At 47.5% G+C, this 22,426-nt stretch carries 19 protein-coding genes and 1 rRNA gene; 18 read left to right on the top strand and 2 right to left on the bottom strand.

Annotation, left to right across the window (positions count from 1 at the left end):
* Positions 1–19: 19 nt before the first annotated feature.
* The 11 genes from lipB to EDC45_RS04600 all read left to right on the top strand — a co-directional run bounded on the left by lipB (position 20) and on the right by EDC45_RS04600 (position 11,217).
* Positions 20–664, top strand: a complete 645-nt coding sequence (lipB, locus tag EDC45_RS04650) for a lipoyl(octanoyl) transferase LipB (protein WP_133543968.1) — start codon at positions 20–22, stop codon at positions 662–664.
* A gap of 49 nt (positions 665–713) precedes the next feature.
* Positions 714–1,676, top strand: a complete 963-nt coding sequence (gene lipA / locus EDC45_RS04645; RefSeq protein WP_133543966.1) for a lipoyl synthase — start codon at positions 714–716, stop codon at positions 1,674–1,676.
* A gap of 478 nt (positions 1,677–2,154) precedes the next feature.
* On the top strand, positions 2,155–3,624 hold the full coding sequence (gene nrfA / locus EDC45_RS04640; protein ID WP_133544496.1) for an ammonia-forming nitrite reductase cytochrome c552 subunit: 1,470 nt from the start codon (positions 2,155–2,157) through the stop codon (positions 3,622–3,624).
* 78 nt (positions 3,625–3,702) lie between these two features.
* Positions 3,703–4,350 carry a cytochrome c nitrite reductase pentaheme subunit gene (nrfB, locus tag EDC45_RS04635; protein WP_133543964.1) on the top strand — a complete coding sequence of 216 codons (648 nt, stop codon included), beginning with the start codon at positions 3,703–3,705 and terminating at the stop codon, positions 4,348–4,350.
* Positions 4,347–5,027 (top strand): cytochrome c nitrite reductase Fe-S protein, encoded by a 681-nt coding sequence (nrfC, locus tag EDC45_RS04630; RefSeq protein ID WP_133543962.1) that lies wholly within the window; start codon positions 4,347–4,349, stop codon positions 5,025–5,027. The genes nrfB and nrfC overlap by 4 nt, the downstream gene beginning before the upstream one ends.
* Complete coding sequence (nrfD, locus tag EDC45_RS04625; RefSeq protein WP_166635108.1) at positions 5,027–5,986, top strand: cytochrome c nitrite reductase subunit NrfD; 960 nt, start codon at positions 5,027–5,029, stop codon at positions 5,984–5,986. Before nrfC ends, nrfD begins: the two co-directional genes overlap by 1 nt.
* Before the next feature lie 203 nt (positions 5,987–6,189).
* Positions 6,190–8,094, top strand: a complete 1,905-nt coding sequence (gene nrfE / locus EDC45_RS04620; protein ID WP_133543958.1) for a heme lyase NrfEFG subunit NrfE — start codon at positions 6,190–6,192, stop codon at positions 8,092–8,094.
* A gap of 48 nt (positions 8,095–8,142) precedes the next feature.
* Positions 8,143–8,658: a DsbE family thiol:disulfide interchange protein gene (locus tag EDC45_RS04615; protein WP_133543956.1), complete on the top strand. Its 516-nt coding sequence runs from the start codon at positions 8,143–8,145 to the stop codon at positions 8,656–8,658.
* Positions 8,659–8,660: 2 nt separating this feature from the next.
* A complete protein-coding gene (gene nrfF, locus EDC45_RS04610; RefSeq protein ID WP_133544495.1) occupies positions 8,661–9,125 on the top strand; it encodes a heme lyase NrfEFG subunit NrfF in 465 nt (154 codons plus the stop codon).
* A complete protein-coding gene (locus EDC45_RS04605; protein WP_133543954.1) occupies positions 9,125–9,961 on the top strand; it encodes a TPR domain-containing protein in 837 nt (278 codons plus the stop codon). Before nrfF ends, EDC45_RS04605 begins: the two co-directional genes overlap by 1 nt.
* Positions 9,961–11,217, top strand: coding sequence for a BaiN/RdsA family NAD(P)/FAD-dependent oxidoreductase (locus tag EDC45_RS04600; protein WP_243728766.1), 1,257 nt, complete (start codon positions 9,961–9,963; stop codon positions 11,215–11,217). Before EDC45_RS04605 ends, EDC45_RS04600 begins: the two co-directional genes overlap by 1 nt.
* A 71-nt stretch (positions 11,218–11,288) precedes the next feature.
* On the opposite strand, the gene rhlB is transcribed toward EDC45_RS04600, so the two are convergent.
* Positions 11,289–12,539, bottom strand: a complete 1,251-nt coding sequence (gene rhlB / locus EDC45_RS04595; RefSeq protein ID WP_133543952.1) for an ATP-dependent RNA helicase RhlB — start codon at positions 12,537–12,539, stop codon at positions 11,289–11,291.
* A gap of 260 nt (positions 12,540–12,799) precedes the next feature.
* On the opposite strand from rhlB, the gene rho reads away from it, so the two are divergent.
* Positions 12,800–14,062: a transcription termination factor Rho gene (gene rho, locus EDC45_RS04590; RefSeq protein WP_005758416.1), complete on the top strand. Its 1,263-nt coding sequence runs from the start codon at positions 12,800–12,802 to the stop codon at positions 14,060–14,062.
* A gap of 266 nt (positions 14,063–14,328) precedes the next feature.
* Here rho and gap read toward each other — a convergent pair whose 3' ends face one another.
* Positions 14,329–15,333 (bottom strand): type I glyceraldehyde-3-phosphate dehydrogenase, encoded by a 1,005-nt coding sequence (gene gap, locus EDC45_RS04585; RefSeq protein ID WP_133543950.1) that lies wholly within the window; start codon positions 15,331–15,333, stop codon positions 14,329–14,331.
* Positions 15,334–15,730: 397 nt separating this feature from the next.
* Between gap and gmk the strand changes: the two genes are divergently transcribed.
* The 6 genes from gmk to EDC45_RS04555 all read left to right on the top strand — a co-directional run.
* Positions 15,731–16,357, top strand: coding sequence for a guanylate kinase (gene gmk / locus EDC45_RS04580; protein ID WP_133543948.1), 627 nt, complete (start codon positions 15,731–15,733; stop codon positions 16,355–16,357).
* Positions 16,358–16,416: 59 nt separating this feature from the next.
* A complete protein-coding gene (rpoZ, locus tag EDC45_RS04575) occupies positions 16,417–16,683 on the top strand; it encodes a DNA-directed RNA polymerase subunit omega (RefSeq protein WP_133543946.1) in 267 nt (88 codons plus the stop codon).
* Positions 16,684–16,775: 92 nt separating this feature from the next.
* The gene (gene spoT, locus EDC45_RS04570) at positions 16,776–18,905 is read left to right on the top strand and encodes a bifunctional GTP diphosphokinase/guanosine-3',5'-bis pyrophosphate 3'-pyrophosphohydrolase (RefSeq protein ID WP_133543944.1); all 2,130 of its coding nucleotides are present in this window, start codon (positions 16,776–16,778) and stop codon (positions 18,903–18,905) included.
* Entirely contained in the window at positions 18,902–20,983 is a 2,082-nt protein-coding gene (gene recG, locus EDC45_RS04565) for an ATP-dependent DNA helicase RecG (protein WP_133543942.1), read from the top strand. The genes spoT and recG overlap by 4 nt, the downstream gene beginning before the upstream one ends.
* Before the next feature lie 168 nt (positions 20,984–21,151).
* Positions 21,152–21,952, top strand: a complete 801-nt coding sequence (gene murI, locus EDC45_RS04560) for a glutamate racemase (RefSeq protein ID WP_133543940.1) — start codon at positions 21,152–21,154, stop codon at positions 21,950–21,952.
* 298 nt (positions 21,953–22,250) lie between these two features.
* Positions 22,251–22,426, top strand: a 16S ribosomal RNA gene (locus tag EDC45_RS04555); the annotation flags it as partial.

Genomic DNA, 22,426 nt, shown 5'->3' with positions numbered 1-22,426 from the left:
TATTAAGAGAAGATATATTATGACAAAACCACGTCTGATAGTGCGGCAGTTAGGACTGCAGGATTATGAACGAATCTGGCATAAAATGCAGGAGTTTACCGACGGCCGCAGCCAAGAGGATTCGGATGAAATCTGGCTGGTTCAGCATCCTGCGGTGTTTACCCAGGGGCAGGCGGGAAAGGCGGAACATTTGCTGTATCCCTCTTCGATTCCGGTAGTCCAATCGGATAGAGGAGGACAGATTACTTACCATGGTCCCGGCCAGCAGGTGATGTATGTGTTAATCGATATTAAGCGTTACAAAGCGGAGGTGGGGGAGCTCAACGTACGCCGTTTGGTTACCGCCCTTGAACAGACGGTAGTGAAAACTCTGGCGGATTACGGAATTAGCGCTTATCCAAAAGCGGACGCACCGGGGGTATATGTAGATGGCAAAAAAATCTGCTCCTTAGGTTTGCGTATTCGGCGCGGTTGTTCTTTCCACGGGCTGGCGTTAAATATCAATATGGATCTCGACCCCTTTCGAAATATCAATCCCTGCGGTTACGCCGGGCTGGAAATGTGCCAGCTGGCGGATTTTGTGCCGGCCGAGCAAGCGAAGTGCGATCTGGTTTCAGTGAAATTAGTGAAATACTTTGCCGAATTTTTAGGGTATAATTTGTAACAATTTTTTAATAATTAAAAAATAGTTTGGCAAAAATAGGAACGCTAGCGTGACAACAGCATTTAAAATGGAACGCGGGGTTAAATATCGCGATGCGGCGAAAACCTCGATTATTCAGGTAAAAAATATTGATCCGAATCAGGAATTACTGAAAAAGCCCGAATGGATGAAAATTAAGTTACCGGCAAATTCGGCTAAAATCGAAAGTATTAAAAACGGTATGCGCAGACACGGATTACATTCCGTATGTGAGGAGGCCTCCTGCCCGAACCTGCACGAATGCTTTAATCACGGAACCGCCACCTTTATGATTTTAGGCGCCATCTGTACCCGGCGCTGTCCTTTCTGTGATGTGGCGCACGGAAAACCTCTGCCGCCCGATGCGGACGAACCGAAAAAACTGGCGGAAACCATTCAAGATATGAAACTGCGCTATGTAGTGATTACTTCGGTGGATCGTGATGATCTACCCGATCGCGGCGCCGGTCATTTCGCCGAATGTATTAAGGAAATCCGCCGTCTAAACCCGCATACCAAGATCGAAATTCTGGTACCGGATTTTCGCGGCCGTATTGAGCAGGCACTGGATAAATTAAAGGATAACCCGCCGGATGTGTTCAACCATAATCTGGAAAATGTTCCCCGCCTTTACCGGGAAATTCGGCCGGGGGCGGATTATCAGTGGTCATTAAAATTATTAAGGGAATTCAAAGCGATGTTCCCGCATATTCCGACCAAATCCGGTCTGATGGTCGGTTTGGGCGAAAGCAATGAAGAAATTCTGGAAGTGATGCGTGATCTACGCACAAACGGAGTAACCATGCTGACCTTAGGGCAGTATTTACAACCGAGTCGTCATCATTTATCGGTTGCCCGTTACGTACCGCCCGAAGAATTTGACGATTTCCGGGTTAAAGCACAGGATATGGGCTTTGAACACGCCGCCTGCGGTCCTTTCGTTCGTTCTTCCTATCATGCTGATTTACAGGCCAGCGGCGGCTTAGTGAAGTAAGGTCGCTAAGTTTTCTGCTCTGCTAGAATGCGATCCTATGGGATCGCATTTTGTTTTTATCCAATGTAGCATATTTTATTTAAATACCTATAAATAGGTATTTTCTATGCTATTCAATACCCCCTCGTCCTCCTTATTAACCTACTGAAATAGCGGCGGATTATAGGCTCCCGCCTTAGACCCCCATGTTGCACATACCCCTAAAAAGGTATTTTGCAAAATAAACTTGATCAAACGCAACAAATCTTCAGATAGGCGTAGAAAAACTGTATGTATTTGCTAATCTTGCCCCGGAATCTCTTCTTTTTTTATGTTTATCTCGTTGTTTTAATAACGATTCTTATTAGCATCGGATAAACGCTCGGCATCCCCGATGTAATGACAATTAACTTTTGGTAGAACCTGTAATGGAGTGATTATCGTGAACATATTCAAACGTACATTCTCTTCGCTGGCACTGCTTGGATTCGGTTTGGCTATGACACAGAATCTGACGGCCGCCGAAACCTCGTCTGTAGCTGCAACCGACGGCAAGGAAATGGCCGCCCGCCATTATGCGCCGACTAAAGAGGAATTGGCGAAGCCTAATTCCGATATAAAAATTCAGTCGGTTAACGAAAGCTTTGCTAAGCAGTACCCGCTGCAATATAAAAGCTGGAAAGCTACCGAAAATTCCACCGAAGTAGCGCCCGCTGTAGAAGCGGATCCACGCATGATTGTTCTCTGGGGCGGTTATGCTTTTGCTAAAGAATATAATAAGCCGCGCGGCCATTTTTATGCGGTAACCGATGTGCGCAATATTCTGCGTACGGGAGCGCCTATGGATGCTAATTCCGGCCCGCAACCGATGGCCTGCTGGAGTTGTAAGGGGACTGACGTTCCTCGTTTGATCGCAGAATGGGGAGAAGAAGGCTATTTTAGCGGAAAATGGGCGAAAGGCGGCGCCGAAGTAGTGAATTCCATCGGTTGTGCCGACTGCCATGATACCGCTTCACAGGATTTTGCCGCAGGTAAACCGGCCCTGCGCATTGCCCGTCCGCACGTATTACGTGCTCTGGAAGCTATTGATAAAGAATTCGATGGGCTGGACAGAACCGATAAACGGGCGGCGATTTGTGCCAACTGTCATGTGGAATATTACTTTGATAAGAATGTTGCGAATAATGTGGTATTCCCTTGGTATAAAGGTGTGGATGTAGACAGTATCGAAAAATACTATGACGAATTGGAATTTAAGGACTGGGAGCATTCGATCTCCAAAGCGCCTATGCTAAAAGCGCAGCACCCCGACTATGAAATCTGGATGCAAGGTACCCACGGTAAAAACGGCGTAACCTGTATCGACTGCCATATGCCGAAAGTTCAGGATGCCAGCGGTAAAGTCTATACGGATCACCAGATCGGCAATCCTTTCGATCAGTTTGAAAGTACCTGTGCCAAATGTCATGACCAAAGCAAGGAAACCTTACAGAAAGTCGTTGCTGATCATAAAAAAGACATTAAAGACGTGATGCTGAAACTGGAAGATCAACTGGTGAAAGCCCACTTTGAAGCGAAAGCGGCTTGGGATGCCGGTGCGACTAAAGAAGAAATGCAGGATGCTCTGCAGGCGATTCGTCATGCTCAGTGGCGCTGGGATTATTCGGCAGCAGGACACGGCAGCCATATGCATGCGCCGGATATTACCCTGAAAATTATCGCCAGCGGTTTGGATCGAGTGGCCGACGCCCGTCAGAAACTGGCCGTAATTCTGACTAAACGAGGCGTTCAGCAGCCGATCGCCTACCCGGATATTTCCACTGCGGAGCAAGCCTGGAAAGTGATGGGCATTGATATTGAGAAAGAACGTAAGGCAAAAGCGGAGTTCCTGAATACGGTGATTCCTCAATGGAATAAGGAAGCGAAGGAAAAAGGTTTAATCCTGAACGATATACCGCCTGCAAAATAATAAAAAAGTTACCGCACTTTTAAGAAATGTAATAAGCCAAAGTGCGGTCTCTTTGAATTAAGAATTGAGGTAACCGAAATGAATTCCGTAGTAAAAATACTGCTAAAACTGACCGCACTTTCGGGGCTATTGATGTTTGCACCACAAGCATTAACGGCTCCTGCCCAGACAGCGCAAAGCGGCGCCGCGGCAGAATATCAACCTGCTCTGGAAAATGAACGCGATCCTAATCAATACTGTGCTAAATGCCATAGTCTTGATACCGAAGCCGATCAGGCCAAAGGGGAATTCCATGCCGGACGTTTCCACGGCATACATCTGGGAAAAAATAATCCGGCCACGGGAAAACCTATTAATTGCGTTAGCTGTCATGGCAATATCAGTGAAAATCACCGTCGCGGTGTGAAAGACGTCATGCGTTTCCAGGGGAATATTTTCAGCGATGAAAAACCTATGTATTCCGTTCAGGAGCAGAACCAAGTGTGTTTTTCCTGCCATAAACCGCAGGACTTACGCGAGAAATTCTGGGCGCATGATGTTCATGCCATGAAACTCCCTTGTGCCAGCTGCCATACTCTGCATCCGAAAAAAGATGCCATGGCGGAGATTCAGCCGAAACAACGGGTAAAACTTTGTGTCGATTGCCACGGCGAGCAGCAAAAACGCAAACAAGCTCAGTCCGGGCAGGATATGCAACCCCTAACCGAAGCTAAGGATAAAAAATGACAGCCTGCTCACGCCGAAACTTTGTTTCCGCAATGGGAGCCTTGATCCTAACGACGGGAACATCAGTAAAATTATCGGCACAAGCTATTCCTGCGGAACAGAAAAAAAGCATCCGTTATGCCATGGTGCATGATGAAACCGCCTGTATCGGCTGTACCGCCTGTATGGACGCCTGCCGCGAAGTTAATAGCGTGCCGCAAGGGGTTTCCCGACTGGAAATTATCCGCAGCCGGCCTTACGGAGAATTTCCGGATACGGAATATGAATTTTTCCGTCAATCTTGTCAGCATTGTTCCAATGCGCCTTGTGTCGCCGTTTGCCCTACCGGCGCCTCTTTTGTGGATCCCGATACGGGCATTGTGGACGTGCATAAGGATCTTTGCGTCGGTTGTCAGTATTGCATCGCGGTTTGCCCGTATCGGGTGCGCTTTATTCATCCGCTACATAAAACTGCCGACAAATGTAATTTCTGTCGTGATACCAATCTGGCTCAGGGGAAACAACCGGCCTGTGTTGAGTCTTGTCCGACCAAGGCCTTAACCTTTGGTGATATGAATGATCCTAACAGCGAAGTATCGCGTAAAGTACGGCAAAATCCGGTTTACCGCACCAAGCTCGAACTGGGCACACAACCGAATTTATATCATATTCCGTTCGGCAAGGGAGAGCATCGATAATGAATGACTATATTCCGTTCCATACGCCGAATCTGGTGTGGGATTCCAGTATCGCCATCTATTTGTTCCTGCTCGGTATTTCCTCGGGGGCGGTACAGTTGGGGATTGCTTATAAACGTACCCACAAGTTGGCGGAACCCAGTGCTAACTGGATAGTGCGCAGTGCGGCGATCCTCGGGCCGAGTACGGTAATTATCGGTCTGTTATTGCTTATTTTCCATCTGGCCAGACCCTGGACATTCTGGAAATTAATGTTCAATTATCAGTTAAATTCCGTAATGTCCATGGGGGTGATACTCTTCCAGGTTTATATGGCCTTGATATTTATCTGGATTGCCGTTTTGTTCAAAAAACAACTGGAAGCTTTAATTGAAAAATTTGCACCGCCTCTGCGTTTTATTATGCAAGGGATTCGCTTTGCCGAACGTATTATTACCCCGGTGGAAGTATTGTTGTTTATTTTCGCTGCAGTACTGGGGGCATATACCGGTTTTTTACTCTCGGCATTGATTAGTTATCCGATGCTGAATAACCCGGTATTGCCGGCGCTGTTTTTGGCTTCCGGTACTTCTTCCGGAATTGCCGCCACCTTCCTGATTATTTTATTGGCGGGTAAACTGCGCGGCGATAGTGAGGAAGTCCATTATATCCATAAATTTGAAGTGCCGATTATGGTTACCGAACTGGGGTTGATCGTTTGCTTCTTTGTGGGACTTTATTTTGGCGGCGGACAGAAAACCCTGGCCCTACAAAATGCGTTAAGCGGATTCTGGGGCGTTGTTTTCTGGATTGGCGTAATGTTAATCGGGATTTTGATCCCGCTGTTTGCCAATATGATGGCGAAAGACAGCCTGAAATATAACCGTACTTTTATTATCTGGGTTTCCGTATTCGATTTAATCGGCGTTTTATGCCTGCGCTATTTTATTTTGTATGCGGGGCAATTAACCGTCGCTTAAGCCCGAGGGATTCTATACAATAAAGGCGTATCGGATTACGCCTTTTATTCGTTTAAAGGTTCTTATCGCCCCTGTTCGTCTGTTTATTCGGCAAAGCCGCTATAATTCCCTTTTATCCGAAGAGGATTAGCGGCAAAAGAGGTAAAGCGGGCATTCTTTTTTCGTACTGCAAATTTAAGTGCGGTTATTTTTACTGGTAATTTATGTTTCCGGAACTTGGTTTTATTGCGTTATTATTTGCCTGCGCCTGTTCGTTTCTGCTGGCGCTGGTCCCTTCCGTCGGAATCCTAGGACGGCGGCCGGCCTTAATCGGATTGGCATGGAATTTCAGTTATCTGATCGCCGTTTTTACCTTTATTTCTCTGGCCCTGCTGGCATATAGTTTTGCCGCGGACGATTTCTCTCTGCAATATGTGGCCGCCCATTCTAATTCCCATTTGCCTTTATTTTTTAAATTGGCCGCAACCTGGGGCGGACATGAAGGTTCCATGCTGTTCTGGCTGTTTGCTCTGGCCTTATGGAGTGCTTTTTTCGCCTTTTTCAGCCGCCGTATCGATCCCTTGATTGCAGCACGGACCCAAGCGGTGCTGGGTATGATTTTTTTCGCCTTCGCTCTGTTTGTGATCCTATATTCCAACCCCTTTCTGCGCCAATTTCCGCTACCGCCGGAAGGTCGCGACTTAAATCCGATGCTGCAGGATATCGGACTGATCATTCATCCGCCCTTGCTGTATCTAGGCTATGTGGGCTTCGCCCTGAATTTTGCCTTAACGGTCAGCGCATTTATGGACGGGCGTCTGGATGCTGCGCTGGCACGCTGGATGAGGCCCTGGGTACTATTGTCATGGGCTTTTCTGACCATAGGAATTATGCTCGGCTCATGGTGGGCATATTATGAGCTGGGTTGGGGCGGCTGGTGGTTTTGGGATCCGGTGGAAAACGCCTCGCTGATGCCTTGGCTGCTAGGTTTAGGCTTATTGCACAGCCTGGCGGTGAGCGAACAACGGGGTATTTTTGCTTACTGGAGCCTGTTGTTTTCCCTGCTTAGCTTTATTTTCAGTTTACTCGGTACCTTTATCGTGCGTTCCGGAATCTTAACTTCCGTACATGCTTTTGCGATAGATACTCAACGCGGTACTGCGTTGTTGGCGCTATTTTTATTACTGAGTCTGTCCGCCTTCAGTTTGTTTGCCTTTAAGGGGCGATTGTGGCAAACAACCGTTCGCTTCTCCCTGTTTTCCCGGGAAAGCGCCGCTTTATTAATGAATATTCTTATTGCCGTGGCCACCGCCAGCGTATTATTAGGGACTTTTTATCCGATGCTGTTTGCCGCAGCGGGATTGGGAGAGATTTCCGTCGGCGCGCCTTATTTTAACCTGATTTTTCGACCGTTAATTCTTATTATGCTGGTGGCGATGGCGCTTTTTGCCCTGATAAAATGGAAAAAAAATCGCCTCTCAACGCTGGGTAAACCGCTGTTGCTATTGTTACCTTCGGCATTGCTCGCTTACCTATTGATCCGGCTGACCTTAAAGGATACGGAAGGGCTGGAATTTAACCTGCTTGCGTTTATATTGTTAAGCTTGGCTATCTGGGTATTGCTCGGCAGCCTGTACCGCTTTCGCCGTAGCGGCGGCATGAGTGGTTTGGCTATGTTGATGGCCCATTGCGGGCTGGCGGTTACGGTTATCGGTGCGGTGATGTCCGGTTATTTCGGCTCTGAAATCGGCGTACGTCTGGCGCCGAATCAAAGCGTTAGTTTAAGCGGTTACGAATTCCGCTATCTGGGATTCCGTAATGAAATCGGACCTAACTACACCTCGGAAAAAGCTCATTTTGAAATTCTAAAAAATCAGCAAATTTTGACCTCACTTTATCCCGAACGCCGCCATTATGAGGTGAGAGCTATGAATATGTCCGAGGTCGGCATTGCCTGGGGACTTCTGGGCGATATTTATATCGTCATGGGAGATAAACCGAGCAGCGATGAATTTACTTTCCGTCTGCATTATAAACCCTTTATTCGTTGGTTATGGATAGGGGCGCTAATGATGGCGGCGGGCGCCTTTTTGGCTGCTTTTAAACTGAGCGCTGAGAAGCCCCGTTAATGCTATGATAGGCAGGGCGCTAACCAAGATTTTCACAGGTAATTGAACATGAAGAAAAAACTGCTTTTTTTTACGCCATTAATACTGGCGGTAGGCATAGGTATATTATTGTTCGACTTATTGCGCGCATCCGCTCCCTCAGGGCAAAAAAGCCTACCGGATTTTTATTTACAGGATTTGTTTGAGCCGGAGCGGGTCATTAGCCGCAAAGACTTACCCTCGCAACCTTATTTGCTGAATGTATGGGGCAGCTGGTGTTATTACTGCCGTTTTGAGCATCCGCTGCTGATGGAAATTGCCGCCCAGGGGGTAAATATTGTCGGCGTGGCTTATCGCGACAGTCGCAAGGGCGCATTGGAAATGCTGAATAAGAGCGGCAACCCTTTTTCTCTGGTGATTGATGACAGCAAAGGCAGCCTGGCACCTGCGCTGGGGATTGAAGGCGCACCGGAAACCTATGTTATCGATGGACAAGGGGTAATCCGTTACCGTTACTCTGGCGCTATGGATGAAAGAATTTGGCGGGATGTGCTAAAACCGGAATTGGATAAATTGCGGAAGTGATGATGAAAGTAATTATTTCTGTTTTCTTGCTCCTTTGTAGCTTTTGTTTGCAGGCGGAAATCGTGGATACTTACCCTTTCCGTCAGACAGAAGATCGTATCCGTGCTACGGCATTAGCCAAGTCATTGCGTTGTCCGCAGTGCCAGAATCAGAACTTGGTGGAGTCTAATTCTCCCGTTGCGTACGAGTTGCGTTTAGAGGTCTACCGCATGGTAGACGAAGGAAAAACGGACGAGCAGATTGTACAGGCTATGGTTGCCCGTTTCGGCGATTTTGTTTCCTATCGCCCGCCTTTTCGTCTTACTACCGCCATACTCTGGGCTGGGCCGCTATTATTGTTCGGTATCGCATTATTATTGATGCTACGGCATATTAAACAACGGGCAAAAAGCCCCTCTGCCGGCAGACTGGACGACGAGCAGCAGAAAGCGCTACAAGCCTTACTGAAGAAAAGGGAGGAGGAATAATGGTGCTATTTTGGATATTACTCGCCGTTTTGCTGCTGATTGCCGCATTGATCTGTATACCTCTGCACGGCTCTCCGAGTTGGCATAAAAATTACCGGCAGCAGCAAAATATCGCTTTATATCAGCGCCAACTGCAATCCTATCGGGAGCCGGAATTTGCCGCCGAAGCGGCACAACGCCTGCTTGATGACGAACAGGCAACGGCTAAAACAGCGTTGGCGCTGCCAAGTGCGGTAGTTTTTCCGCTTAAATTTTCGTTCTGGTTATGGCTGGGATTATGTATCAGCGTCGTATCAGGTTATTTTTTATTACCCCGTTTCGAACAGGTTCAAGAGGGAATGCGCTCCTTTCAGGCGCAGCAGCAGAAATTGCATGATGCGGCGGTTACGGAACGCAACGACGATTATATTCTCTCGGTTCAGAATAGGCTGCGCGCCGATCCGAATAAGGGCGAAGACTGGATAGAACTGGGCAGAGCCTATATGTTGAATAATGAATTCGAGAATGCGCTGACCGCCTATGCTAATGCGGAAAAATTACTCGGCGCCCGTCCTGCGATACTGGGACTGGCGGCAACGGCGCTTTATTATCGTGCCGGGCAGAAAATTACCCCGGAAGTGCGTCGTTTGACCGAGGAAGCATTAGCTCAGGATCAAGCGGAAAGTTCCAGTTTATCCTTGCTGGCTTCCGACGCTTTTCTACGGACGGATTACGCCGCCGCCCTGAAGCTCTGGCAACAGTTGCTGGATTCTCAACGCAGCGAAATTAACCGCCGCGATATTATCCGTGCCATGCAAATGGCGGAGATGCTGCAACAGGCTCGGGATTCAAAATAATGGAAACCAAAATAACCACTATGTCGGAAGCTAATTTTTCAGATGTCATTATTATCGGTGCCGGTGCTGCCGGCTTATTTTGCGCCGCACAGCTTGCCAAGCGGGGGATTAGGGTTAGCCTGCTAGATAACGGTAAGAAAGCGGGGCGAAAAATTCTAATGTCGGGCGGCGGCTTCTGTAATTTCACCAATTTAGAGGTCGGGCCGCAGCATTATCTTTCCCGTAATCCGCATTTTGTGAAGTCCGCATTGGCGAGGTTCAATCAATGGGATTTTATTGCCCTGGTAGCGGAATACGGCATTCCTTATTATGAAAAAGAGGCGGGGCAGCTGTTCTGTCAGCGCGGTGCGCAGGATATTGTGGATATGCTGCTGGCGGAATGTAAAAAATACGGAGTAGAGATAGCTTTACGTCAGCATATTAGCGCCGTTGAATCCATGCACGAAGCTGACGGTAATCGCTTTAAGCTTGAGTTGAATGGCAGCGTACGTTACTGCCGTGATTTAGTTATTGCAACGGGCGGTTTATCTATGCCGGGGCTTGGGGCGACCGCTTTCGGTTATCAGATTGCACAGCAATTCGGCATGGAGGTGATTGCACCGCGCGCCGCATTGGTACCCTTTACTTATTGTGAGGCGGATAAGGGATTAAGTCTGTTATCCGGCATCTCATTACCAGTGCAGGTAACGGCGAGCTGCGGACAAAGTTTTACTAATGCCTTATTATTTACCCATCGCGGCTTGTCCGGGCCGGCAATTCTGCAGATTTCCAATTATTGGCAGCCGAATGAAAGTTTGGCTATCGATTTACTGCCGCAGCAGAATATCAGTGAATATCTTCAGCACTTGCGTCGGGAAGCGCCGAAATTACATCTGAAAAACGCACTCAGCCGACTGTTTCCGAAAAAACTGACGGAGTTATGGTTGGAACGGCAATGGATTGAGGACATAAGCTTAGCCGAGCTGAGTAATTTTCAGTTACATCGACTGGAGGAGTTTATTCATCATTGGTGCTTTAAACCGAACGGTACGGAAGGGTACCGCAGCGCTGAAGTTACTCAGGGCGGGGTGGATACCCGCGAGCTATCTTCGAAAACAATGGAAAGCCGTAAGGTGGCGGGGCTGCATTTTATCGGCGAAGTGGTGGATGTTGCCGGTTGGCTCGGCGGTTATAATTTCCAGTGGGCATGGAGTTCCGCCTATGCCTGCGCCGATGCTATTGCGACGGCACGGGAACAAAACCCTACAAGGGAATAAATCCCAGCCTATAACGATGAATAAAGATAAAGGCCTTTCCGTTTAAAGTCAGCGGAAAGGCCTTTGTATTTTTAATAACGTTTTTTAAAACGTTTTGTCGGTGTTGTGCGATTGGTGGCGCTGGAGGTTTTAAAGCGCAGAGGTTTCGGGAAATCCCGAATCAGCGCATCGGCATCATACTGACTGACCGGAATGCTATGACCGATATATTCTTCAATGGCCGGTAAATTCATCGCATATTGTTCGCAGGCAAAACTGATGGAAATACCGCTTTCGCCCGCTCGCCCGGTACGCCCGATACGATGCACATAGTCTTCGCGATCGTCCGGCAGATCATAGTTGAATACATGAGTTACATCAGGAATATGCAAACCGCGCGCGGCGACATCGGTGGCGACCAGAATATCCAGACTGCCCTCGGTAAACTGTTTCAGCAGGGAGAGGCGTTTTTTCTGCGCCACATCGCCGGTTAGTAGGGCGACGCGATGGCCGTCGGCGGCCAGATAACCCCAGATGCTTTCGCATTTATGCTTGGTATTGGCAAAAATAATGCAGCGTTCCGGCCATTCCTCTTCCAGCAGGGTCAACAGTAGAGGCATCTTATCCTGTTCGGAAGGATAAAATAACTCCTCTTTAATTCGATGTCCGGTTTTCTGCAAGGGTTCGATTTCCACATATTCCGGATTATTCATATCTTCAAAGGCGAGTTCGCGCACCTTGTAAGACAGGGTGGCTGAAAACAGCATGGTCAGCCGTTGTGCTGGTGGCGGAGATTTACGCAGCAAATAGCGGATATCTTTAATAAAGCCGAGATCGAACATTCGATCCGCTTCATCCAATACGATAACCTCGATATGTTGCAGGCTGATAATACGCTGTTTGACATAATCAATAATACGCCCGGTGGTACCGATCAGAATATCCACCCCGTTTTCAATGGCTTTCAGCTGCTTATCGTATCCGTCGCCACCGTAAGCGAGCGCGGTTTTCAGCCCGCTATGCTCCACCAACACTTCCGCATCCGTTGCGATTTGCACCGCCAGTTCACGGGTGGGTGCCAGAATTAATGCGCGCGGTTGCCCGTCGCTGTGATGGGCGGAAGGGGTTAATAAATGATGGAAAACGGCGGTCAAAAACGCCATGGTTTTTCCTGTACCGGTTTGAGCCTGACCGGCCACATCTTTACCCGCCAGGGTAATGGGCAGGGTCAGCGCCTGAATCGGCGTGCAATAATCGAATCCCTTGTGCTGCAGCGCCTGCAACACGTGGGGATGTAAAGGTAAATCGGCAAAGCGCCGCTGAGTTAAATGATTTGTTGACATAGAAAAATATCAGTGGGATAAAAATGCCTGTAAGCATATCATGAAGCGCATCAATTCCAAAATATAATAGCTTTTATTCTTCTGCTTACAGAGGGATTTATGGTGGTAAATCGGCTCGTTGCGAGGGGCGATGAATTTCTTTCAAACCCTAGACAGGACGCCGATTTAGTGATAATCTAACGCCCATTCTCATTGATTATTCAGTCATCATTCAACAAAACTCATTACCCAATCTTATTTAATTAAAATTCTCAATTATTATGCATTTAACAGAACTTAAAAATACGCCTGTTTCTGAACTGGTTGCCCTTGGCGAAGGTCAGATGGGGCTGGAAAATTTAGCGCGTCTGCGTAAACAGGATATCGTTTTTGCCATTCTTAAACAGCACGCTAAAAGTGGTGAAGATATTTTCGGCGGCGGCGTACTGGAAATTTTACCGGACGGTTTCGGTTTTCTGCGTTCCGCCGACAGTTCCTACCTAGCGGGCCCGGACGATATCTATGTGTCGCCAAGTCAGATTCGCCGTTTTAATTTACAAACCGGTGATAAAATTGAAGGAAAAATCAGACCGCCGAAAGAGGGCGAACGTTATTTCGCTTTACTCAAAGTCGATCAGGTCAACGACGACAAACCGGAAGTCTCCCGCAGCAAAATTCTTTTCGAAAACCTCACCCCACTACATGCTAATTCACGCTTAAGAATGGAACGCGGTAACGGTTCCACCGAAGATTTAACCGCACGTATTCTGGATCTGGCTTCGCCTATTGGTAAGGGGCAGCGCGGTCTGATTGTCGCACCGCCGAAAGCCGGTAAAACTATGTTGTTGCAGAATATCGCCCAGAGCATTACCCATAACTATCCGGAATGCGAACTGATCGTGCTGTTGATTGACGAGCGTCCGGAAGAGGTAACGGAAATGCAGCGTTCGGTGAAAGGGGAAGTTATCGCTTCTACTTTCGACGAACCGGCCTCACGCCATGTTCAGGTAGCGGAAATGGTTATCGAAAAAGCCAAACGCTCGGTAGAACATAAAAAAGACGTAGTTATCCTGCTGGATTCCATTACCCGTCTGGCGCGCGCCTATAACACGGTAACTCCGGCATCGGGTAAAATTTTATCCGGTGGTGTGGATGCCAATGCCTTACACCGTCCGAAACGCTTCTTCGGTGCGGCACGTAATGTTGAAGAGGGCGGCAGCCTGACTATTATCGCAACCGCCTTGGTGGATACCGGTTCGAAAATGGACGAGGTAATCTTCGAAGAATTTAAAGGTACCGGTAATATGGAATTGCATCTGTCCCGTAAAATTGCAGAAAAACGCGTATTCCCGGCCATTGACTTCAACCGCTCCGGTACGCGTAAAGAAGACTTGCTTACCACCCCTGACGAACTGCAGAAAATGTGGATTCTGCGTAAGATTCTTAATCCTATGGGTGAAGTGGAAGCCATGGAATTCTTAATCGATAAACTGATGGTAGCCAAAACCAACGAAGAATTCTTCGAGATTATGAAACGTTCTTAATTTAATTTATATCAAATTAAATGCCTATCCCGTGCGGATAGGCATTTTTTTTCGGATTTATCAGCCGAACTCCGTAATCTATTTTGCCTACTCGGAAAAGTGCGGTCAAAAAATCAAAGTTTTTTTACGATTAAACGGAGGGTATAAAACGGGCGTTTAATCGGCTTATGGCAAGGCGATGCCTTGCCTAGACTGTTTTAGGGCATAAAAAATCAGGAAAACCACGGGCGTTTTCCTGATTTTGTGATTAGTGTTTTAGTAGAGGATTAAGCTTTGTAGTTGTAAACGTGAGCTACTAAATCCAATACTTTGTTGGAATAACCGGTTTCGTTATCGTACCAGGAAACCAGTTTAACGAAAGTATCCGTTAATGCGATACCTGCTGCCGCGTCGAATACGGATGTTAATGCGCAACCGTTGAAGTCGGTAGAAACAACCGCATCTTCAGTGTAGCCTAACACGCCTTTTAATTCGTTTTCGGAAGCGCGTTTGATTTCGGCACAGATTTCAGCGTAAGTCGCCGCTTTTTCTAAGTTTACGGTTAAGTCAACAACGGATACGTTCGGAGTAGGAACGCGGAATGCCATACCGGTTAATTTGCCGTTTAGCGCAGGGATAACTTTACCTACCGCTTTAGCCGCACCTGTTGATGAAGGGATAATGTTCTGAGCCGCACCGCGACCGCCGCGCCAGTCTTTAGCAGAAGGGCCGTCAACGGTTTTCTGAGTTGCAGTGGTGGCGTGAACGGTGGTCATTAAACCGTCTTTAATACCGAATTTGTCGTTGATTACTTTTGCCAACGGCGCTAAGCAGTTGGTGGTGCATGAAGCGTTGGATACGATGTCCTGACCGGCATAGCTGTCGAAGTTTACACCTTTAACGAACATAGGTGTGCTGTCTTTGGAAGGACCGGTTAATACCACTTTTTTCGCGCCCGCAGTGATATGTTTGCGTGCGGTTTCGTCAGTTAAGAATAAGCCTGTCGCTTCTACGGCAACTTCAACACCGATTGCGCCCCAGTTCAGGTTGGCAGGATCACGTTCGGAAGTTACACGGATAGATTTACCGTTAACCACCAGATTACCGTCTTTCACTTCAACGGTACCGTCGAAACGGCCGTGGGTTGAATCGTATTTCAGCATGTAGGCCATGTATTCAACGTCGATCAGATCGTTAATACCTACAACTTCAATGTCATCACGCTGCTGTGCGGCACGGAATACGATACGTCCGATACGACCAAAACCATTGATACCAATTTTAATTGCCATAAGATTTTCACCTATATTTAAGTTAAACAAAATTATCACGGGTCGCCGGGCGGATTTTCATCTTTCCGACTTACCGTCACCGTCGCGATTATAGCATGGTTTCTTTTTATAACGAAACCGACAGCGTTCATCATTTTATGTTTCGACGTTATTTTCGCCAAAATTCGCTTTTAGAGATAAGCGGAAACGGTTATGCTCCGGGCTTTAGCCGCAGTAGTTATTGAAATTGCTATTGAAACGGAAAGGAAAATAAAATAAAAAGGAAGCTCTACGCTGATAAAATGTTCGTTTTTGCTATTAAACGCGCATTGAAAGAAAAAAATCAATGTTTTTTGCTGATTTTGCAGCGGCTTCTCGGCATAATAAAGGTTTTTGAATCAGCGATAAAGGAAAGTTCATGAAGCAGGGCAATTTATATATCCTTTCGGCGCCGAGCGGGGCGGGTAAGTCCTCTTTAATCTCGGCCTTGCTGCAACGCAGTCAGGGACAGGAGATGATGGTATCCGTCTCCCATACCACCAGAGCGCCGCGTCCCGGAGAGGAGGACGGCGTGCATTATTATTTCGTTTCGGAGCAGGCATTCGAAAGCCTGATCGAGCAGGGCGCTTTTCTTGAATATGCGCGCGTATTCGGCGGGCATTATTATGGTACCTCGCTGCCGGCTATCGAGCAGAATTTAGCGCGCGGGATTGATGTATTTTTGGATATCGATTGGCAGGGGGCGCAGCAGATCCGGCGCCGTATCCCGGGGGTGAAAAGCATTTTTATCCTGCCGCCGTCTCTGACCGAATTGGAGCGCCGTTTAATCGGCCGCGGCCAGGATAGCGCACAGATTATCGCCGAACGTATGTCAAAGGCGATGGCCGAAATATCCCACTACGATGAATATGATTATGTGGTGATTAATGATGATTTCGAACGGGCGTTGGGGGATCTACAGCATATTCTGGCGGCGGAAAGACTGAGTTTGGCTTATCAGCAGCGGCAAAATGCGGACTTAATTCATCAATTACTGGCAAAATAGCCCGGGCTTTAGTATTATAAACAACCCTTTTATTTTTGATTGAAATCTTGGAGTAAAATATGGCTCGTGTAACAGTGCAGGATGCTGTTGAAAAAATTGGTAACCGTTTTGATTTGATTTTAACGGCGGCGCGTCGTGCAAGACAACTACAGCTGCATGTACGCGAACCTCTGGTGCCGGAAGAAAACGATAAACCGACGGTGATTGCGCTGCGCGAAATCGAAATGGGACTGATTACCAACGATATTATGAATGCTCAGGAACGCCATGACGCCCTTGAGCAGGAAAGAGCGGAAATCAGCGCGGTTTCTTTGCTGTCCGAGTAATCGGCGGTTAAAAGAGCGGTCATTTTTTATAAAGTTTTTTGTAGGTTCGGTATCGCAGTATTTCTTTTTTTAGCTAAGAAGGTAGGTGTCCCTTGTCTCTTTTTGAACCTTTAGACAAAATTATTCAGGGCTATTTACCCGTTGAAAAAATCGAACTTATCAAACGGGCCTTTGTGATTGCCGAACAGGCGCACCAAGGCCAGTTTCGTTCCAGCGGCGAACCCTATATTACCCATCCCGTCGCCGTAGCTTCCATTATTGCCGAAATGCGTTTGGATCATGAAGCGGTCATGGCGGCGTTGTTGCATGATGTTATCGAAGATACCCCCTATACCGAAGCCCAACTCACCGAAGAATTCGGGCAAAGCGTCGCCGAAATTGTGGACGGTGTTTCTAAACTGGATAAATTAAAATTCCGTACCCGCCAGGAAGCCCAAGCGGAAAGCTTCCGCAAAATGATTCTGGCCATGACTCGGGATATTCGAGTGGTACTGATTAAACTGGCGGACCGCACGCATAATATGCGCACCCTGGGTTCTCTGCGCCCTGATAAACGTCGCCGCATCGCTAAAGAAACCCTCGAAATTTACAGCCCGTTAGCTCACCGTCTGGGGATTGAACATTTAAAAAACGAGCTGGAAGATCTTTGCTTTCAGGCCATGCACCCGCATCGCTACGCCGTATTGCAGAAAGTGATTCGCATGGCGCGCAATACCCGGCAGGAAATGATTCAACCTATTATTGAAGATATTCATCGACGTTTGGAAGAAGTGGGGATTAAAGCGACGGTTTCGGGCAGGGAAAAGCCGTTGTTCTATATTTATCAGAACCTGCGTTTAAGAGAGCAGCAATTCCATTCGATTATGGATATTTACGATTTTCGCGTGATTGTCGAAAATGTGGATAATTGTTATCGGGTGCTGGGACAGCTGCACAGTCTGTATAAACCCCGTCCGCAGCAGATTAAGGATTATATCGCCGTGCCTAAGGCCAACGGCTACCAGGCATTGCATACTTCAATGATCGGGCCGCACGGGGTACCGGTAGAAGTTCAGATCCGAACCGAAGAAATGAACCTGATCGCCGAAATGGGGGTTACCGCACATTGGGTTTATAAGCAGGGCGGTAAAAACGACAGTACTACGGCTCAGATTAAAGCCCAGCGCTGGTTGCAGAATATTATTGAATTACAGCAAAGTGCGGGTAATTCCTTTGAATTTATCGAAAGCGTAAAATCCGATCTGTTTTCCGACGAAATTTATGTGTTTACTCCGAAAGGGCGGATCGTCGAGCTGCCTGCGAGCGCAACGCCGATCGATTTTGCTTATGCGGTACATAGCGATATCGGTAATCATTGTATCGGTGCGCGTGTGGATCGCGAACCTTATCCGTTATTTAAATCTCTGCGTTCCGGTCAGACGGTGGATATAATTACCTCCGCTACCAGCCATCCGAACGGAAACTGGCTGAATTTTGTGGTAACAGGTAAGGCGCGTGCGAAAATTCGTCAAACCCTAAAAAATCTGCGGATCGAGGAAGCGGGCATCTTAGGAAAATCTCAGCTGAGTTATGCACTGGGCGAACATCGCTTGGAAGATTTGGATCCGGCCTTGGTGAAGGATCTGCTGGCGGAGTTAAAGCTGCATTCGGTGCAAGAATTACTGGTGGAAATCGGTTTGGGCAATCAGTTGAGTACGGTTATCGCCCATCGTCTGTTGGGTGAAGCCATTGAGATAGATACGGACGGAGATAGAGAAAACAACCGCAACAGTCTGCCGATTAAAGGCATGAACAGCCTGTTGACCGACTTTGCCAAATGCTGTCATCCGATTCCCGGCGATCCTATTCTTGCTTACAGTAGTCCAGGCAAGGGCTTGGTCATTCACCATGAAAACTGCGATAACGTGAAAAAACAGCGCCACCGCCAGAATACCTATATTCCGGTGCAATGGGAACAGAGTGAAAACAGCATTGATTTTGAAACCGAGTTACATATCGTTATGTTAACCCAGCAGGGGGCTTTGGCAGCGCTCACCGCGGCGATTTCTTCGGCGCAGAGTAATATCCACAGCATCTGGACCGAAGAGGGCGACAATCGCTCGTATTATGTTACTCTGTTGCTGACAGCGAAAAATACCAAACATTTGGCCGCCATTATTCGTAAAATCGAAGCCATATCCGATGTAATTTCCATTAAACGCAATATTAACGAGCAGCTATGAAGGAACAATTTGCGGACGCCGTACCTCTGACCGCATTATCCGGGGTCGGTGCCGCCGTTGCGGCGAAACTGAGCCGCCTCGGTATTTATAACCTTCAGGATCTGCTGTTTCATTTACCCATTCGCTATGAAGACCGAACCCGCATCACCGCCATTGCGGATTTAAGACCGGAGCAATACGCCAGCATTGAGGGACGCGTACAATTATGCGAAGTCAGCTTCGGGCGTCGGCCGGTACTCAATGTGGTTTTATCCGACGGCAGCGCCAAAATTAGCCTGCGTTTTTTTAATTTTAATGCGGGTATGAAAAATGGTTTTCAGATCGGCGTACGGGTGAAGGCTTTCGGCGAAATTAAACGCGGACGCTTTATGGCGGAAATTCACCATCCCGAATATCAGCTTATTCGCGATAACGCCCCTCTGGTAATGGAAGAAATGCTGACGCCTATCTATTCCACTACGGAAGGGCTTAAGCAAACCTCTCTGCGTAAACTGGTGGATCAGGCGCTTGCGTTGCTAGATAGCCTTCCATTGCCGGAGTTGCTACCGCCGGAGTTTAATCCCCATCATTTTGAACTGAAGCAGGCGCTGCGTTTTTTACATCGTCCGCCGCCGGATGTTAATCCGGAAGTATTGGAAAAAGGGCAGCATCCCGCTCAACAACGGCTTATTTTTGAAGAATTATTGGCGCATAATCTGACGATGCAGAAAGTGCGCTTAAATAGTCGCAACTTTTCCGCCCTGCCGTTATCCGTGCAAAGCAATTTAAAACAGCGCTTTCTCGCTTCTCTGCCATTTAGACCCACCGATGCTCAACAGCGGGTAAGTCTGGAAATCGAAGCGGATCTGCAACACAACTACCCGATGATGCGATTGGTACAGGGCGATGTGGGTTCCGGTAAAACCCTGGTGGCGGCACTGGCGGCGCTGGCGGCAATCGACAGCGGTAAGCAAGTGGCACTGATGGCGCCGACGGAAATTCTGGCAGAACAGCATGCCGAGAATTTCAGCCGCTGGTTTACCCCGTTGGGGATTCGAGTAGGTTGGCTGGCGGGTAAAGTGAAAGGTAAAGCGCGTAAGTCGGCGCTGGATAATATCCGCAGCGGTGAGTTCCAAATGATTGTCGGTACTCATGCTTTGTTTCAGCAAGAGGTTGAATTCGCCAGCCTGGCACTGGTAATTATTGACGAGCAGCACCGCTTCGGCGTGCATCAGCGCTTAATGCTGCGGGAAAAGGGCGAACAAGCGGGTTTTTACCCGCATCAGCTGATTATGACCGCCACCCCGATTCCACGTACCCTAGCGATGACGGTGTATGCGGATCTGGATACTTCGATTATCGATCAGCTACCGCCGGGACGTACGCCGATAACCACGGTCGTACTATCCGAAGAACGGCGGGCTGAAATCGTCGCTCGCGTACAGCGTGCCTGCCTACAGGAAAAGCGTCAGGCTTACTGGGTTTGTACCCTGATTGAGGAAAGCGAAGTATTGGAAGCGCAGGCTGCGGAAGCTACCGCAGAAGATCTGCGCAGGGCTTTGCCGCAGCTGCGTATCGGCTTAGTGCACGGCCGAATGAAAGCCGAAGAAAAACAACAGATTATGGCGAGTTTTAAAGCAGCCGAGTTGGATCTGTTAGTAGCGACCACGGTAATCGAAGTGGGAGTTGATGTTCCTAACGCCAGTTTAATGATTATCGAAAATGCGGAACGACTTGGGTTGTCGCAACTGCACCAATTGCGAGGAAGGGTCGGGCGCGGCAGTACCGCTTCTTACTGCGTGTTAATGTATAAACCGCCCTTGGGCAAAATTTCTCAACAGCGCCTGAGCGTTCTGCGCGACAGCCAAGACGGATTCGTGATTGCCGAAAAAGATTTACAAATTCGTGGCCCGGGCGAAGTACTGGGAACCCGGCAAACGGGCATGGCGGAATTTAAAGTGGCCGATTTAATGCGCGACAGAAAAATGATCCCAATGGTGCAGCACTATGCCGCCAAACTGATTATCCAATATCCTCAACTTGCGGAAAGCCTTATCCGTCGCTGGTTAAATCAGCGCGAGATTTATTCTAATGCCTAAATATATCTTTTTAGCATTTTCTTTAGCTATGAATGTGGCGATAATAACCTCACCGAACAACAGAGAAATGAAATGAAAAATGAAGAATTTCATTTAATGCTTGTTTAACCTGTCTAATGGCGTATTATTTCCTCCAGTTTTTTCTTAGTGGGTTTTAGAATTCTTTATATGTATCAACCGACGATTTTGCTTTTTGATTCAGGTATAGGCGGGCTTACCGTTTATGATAATGTGCGACGGGTTTTGCCACATGCCCATTACCTCTATTGTTTTGATAACGAATTATTTCCTTACTCGGAAAAATCCACGGATGAATTAATCGCACAAGCAATAAAAATTCTTACTAAAATAACCGCTCTTTACTCTTTAGACTTGGCCGTTGTGGCCTGCAATACTGCAAGTACGGTAGTATTACCTGCTTTACGTGCGCATTTTTCCTTCCCGATTGTAGGTACGGTGCCGGCCATCAAGCCCGCAGCATCAGTTTCTCAGACTAAAACGATCGGTTTACTGGCAACCAAAGGCACCATCACGCGGCCTTATGTATCGGAATTAATAGCTAAATATGCAAAAGACTGCATAGTAGAGAAAATAGGTAGCACGGATTTGGTCAATATCGTCGAAGAAAAAATGCGAACTCAGTATGTAGATATGCCAAGATTACGACAGGTTGTGGCACCCTGGATAGATAACGCCAAACTGGATACCGTTATTTTAGGCTGCACGCATTTTCCGCTGGTTAAAGAAGAATTGCGACAGGTATTGCCTCAGGTAAAATTTTTTGTGGACTCCGGCTATGCCATTGCACAACGAGTGGCGAATCTGTTGGATGGCAGGAAGAATGCTGCGTTTTCCGCCGCTGAAAAAATGATTTATCGAGCGTTCTGTACCAAGGCAAGTGAAAATTTCAAGATACAGCAGGAATTAATTCGGCAGTGGGGGTTCGATTCTCTGAGCGTATTAAACTAACTTCGGTGCAAAAATCGACAAAAGAATTAAAATTTAAAAAAAATTTTAAAAAATACTTGCAAAGGTCATCGAAAGCCCTATAATACGCCCCACACAACGACGCGCTGTTGTGAAACAACAAAACATCCGGTGCGTCGTTATTTTTTGCTCTTTAACAACTTATCAGACAATCTGTGTGGGCACTTGTTAAGTTTAAGTGAAAAAACATTTAAAAGACTTAAAAGTGCACGAAAATTCATTATAAGAGTAAGGCTTAGGCCTTACAGATGAAGTCAGGACTTTTGAGCACAAACTTTTTGAATTGAAGAGTTTGATCATGGCTCAGATTGAACGCTGGCGGCAGGCTTAACACATGCAAGTCGAACGGTAGCAGGAAGAGAGCTTGCTTTCTTTGCTGACGAGTGGCGGACGGGTGAGTAATGCTTGGGAATCTGGCTTATGGAGGGGGATAACTACGGGAAACTGTAGCTAATA

The organism is Mesocricetibacter intestinalis (assembly GCF_004363295.1).
Classification (GTDB): domain Bacteria; phylum Pseudomonadota; class Gammaproteobacteria; order Enterobacterales; family Pasteurellaceae; genus Mesocricetibacter; species Mesocricetibacter intestinalis.
This window is presented reverse-complemented; position numbering and strand designations above follow the sequence as displayed.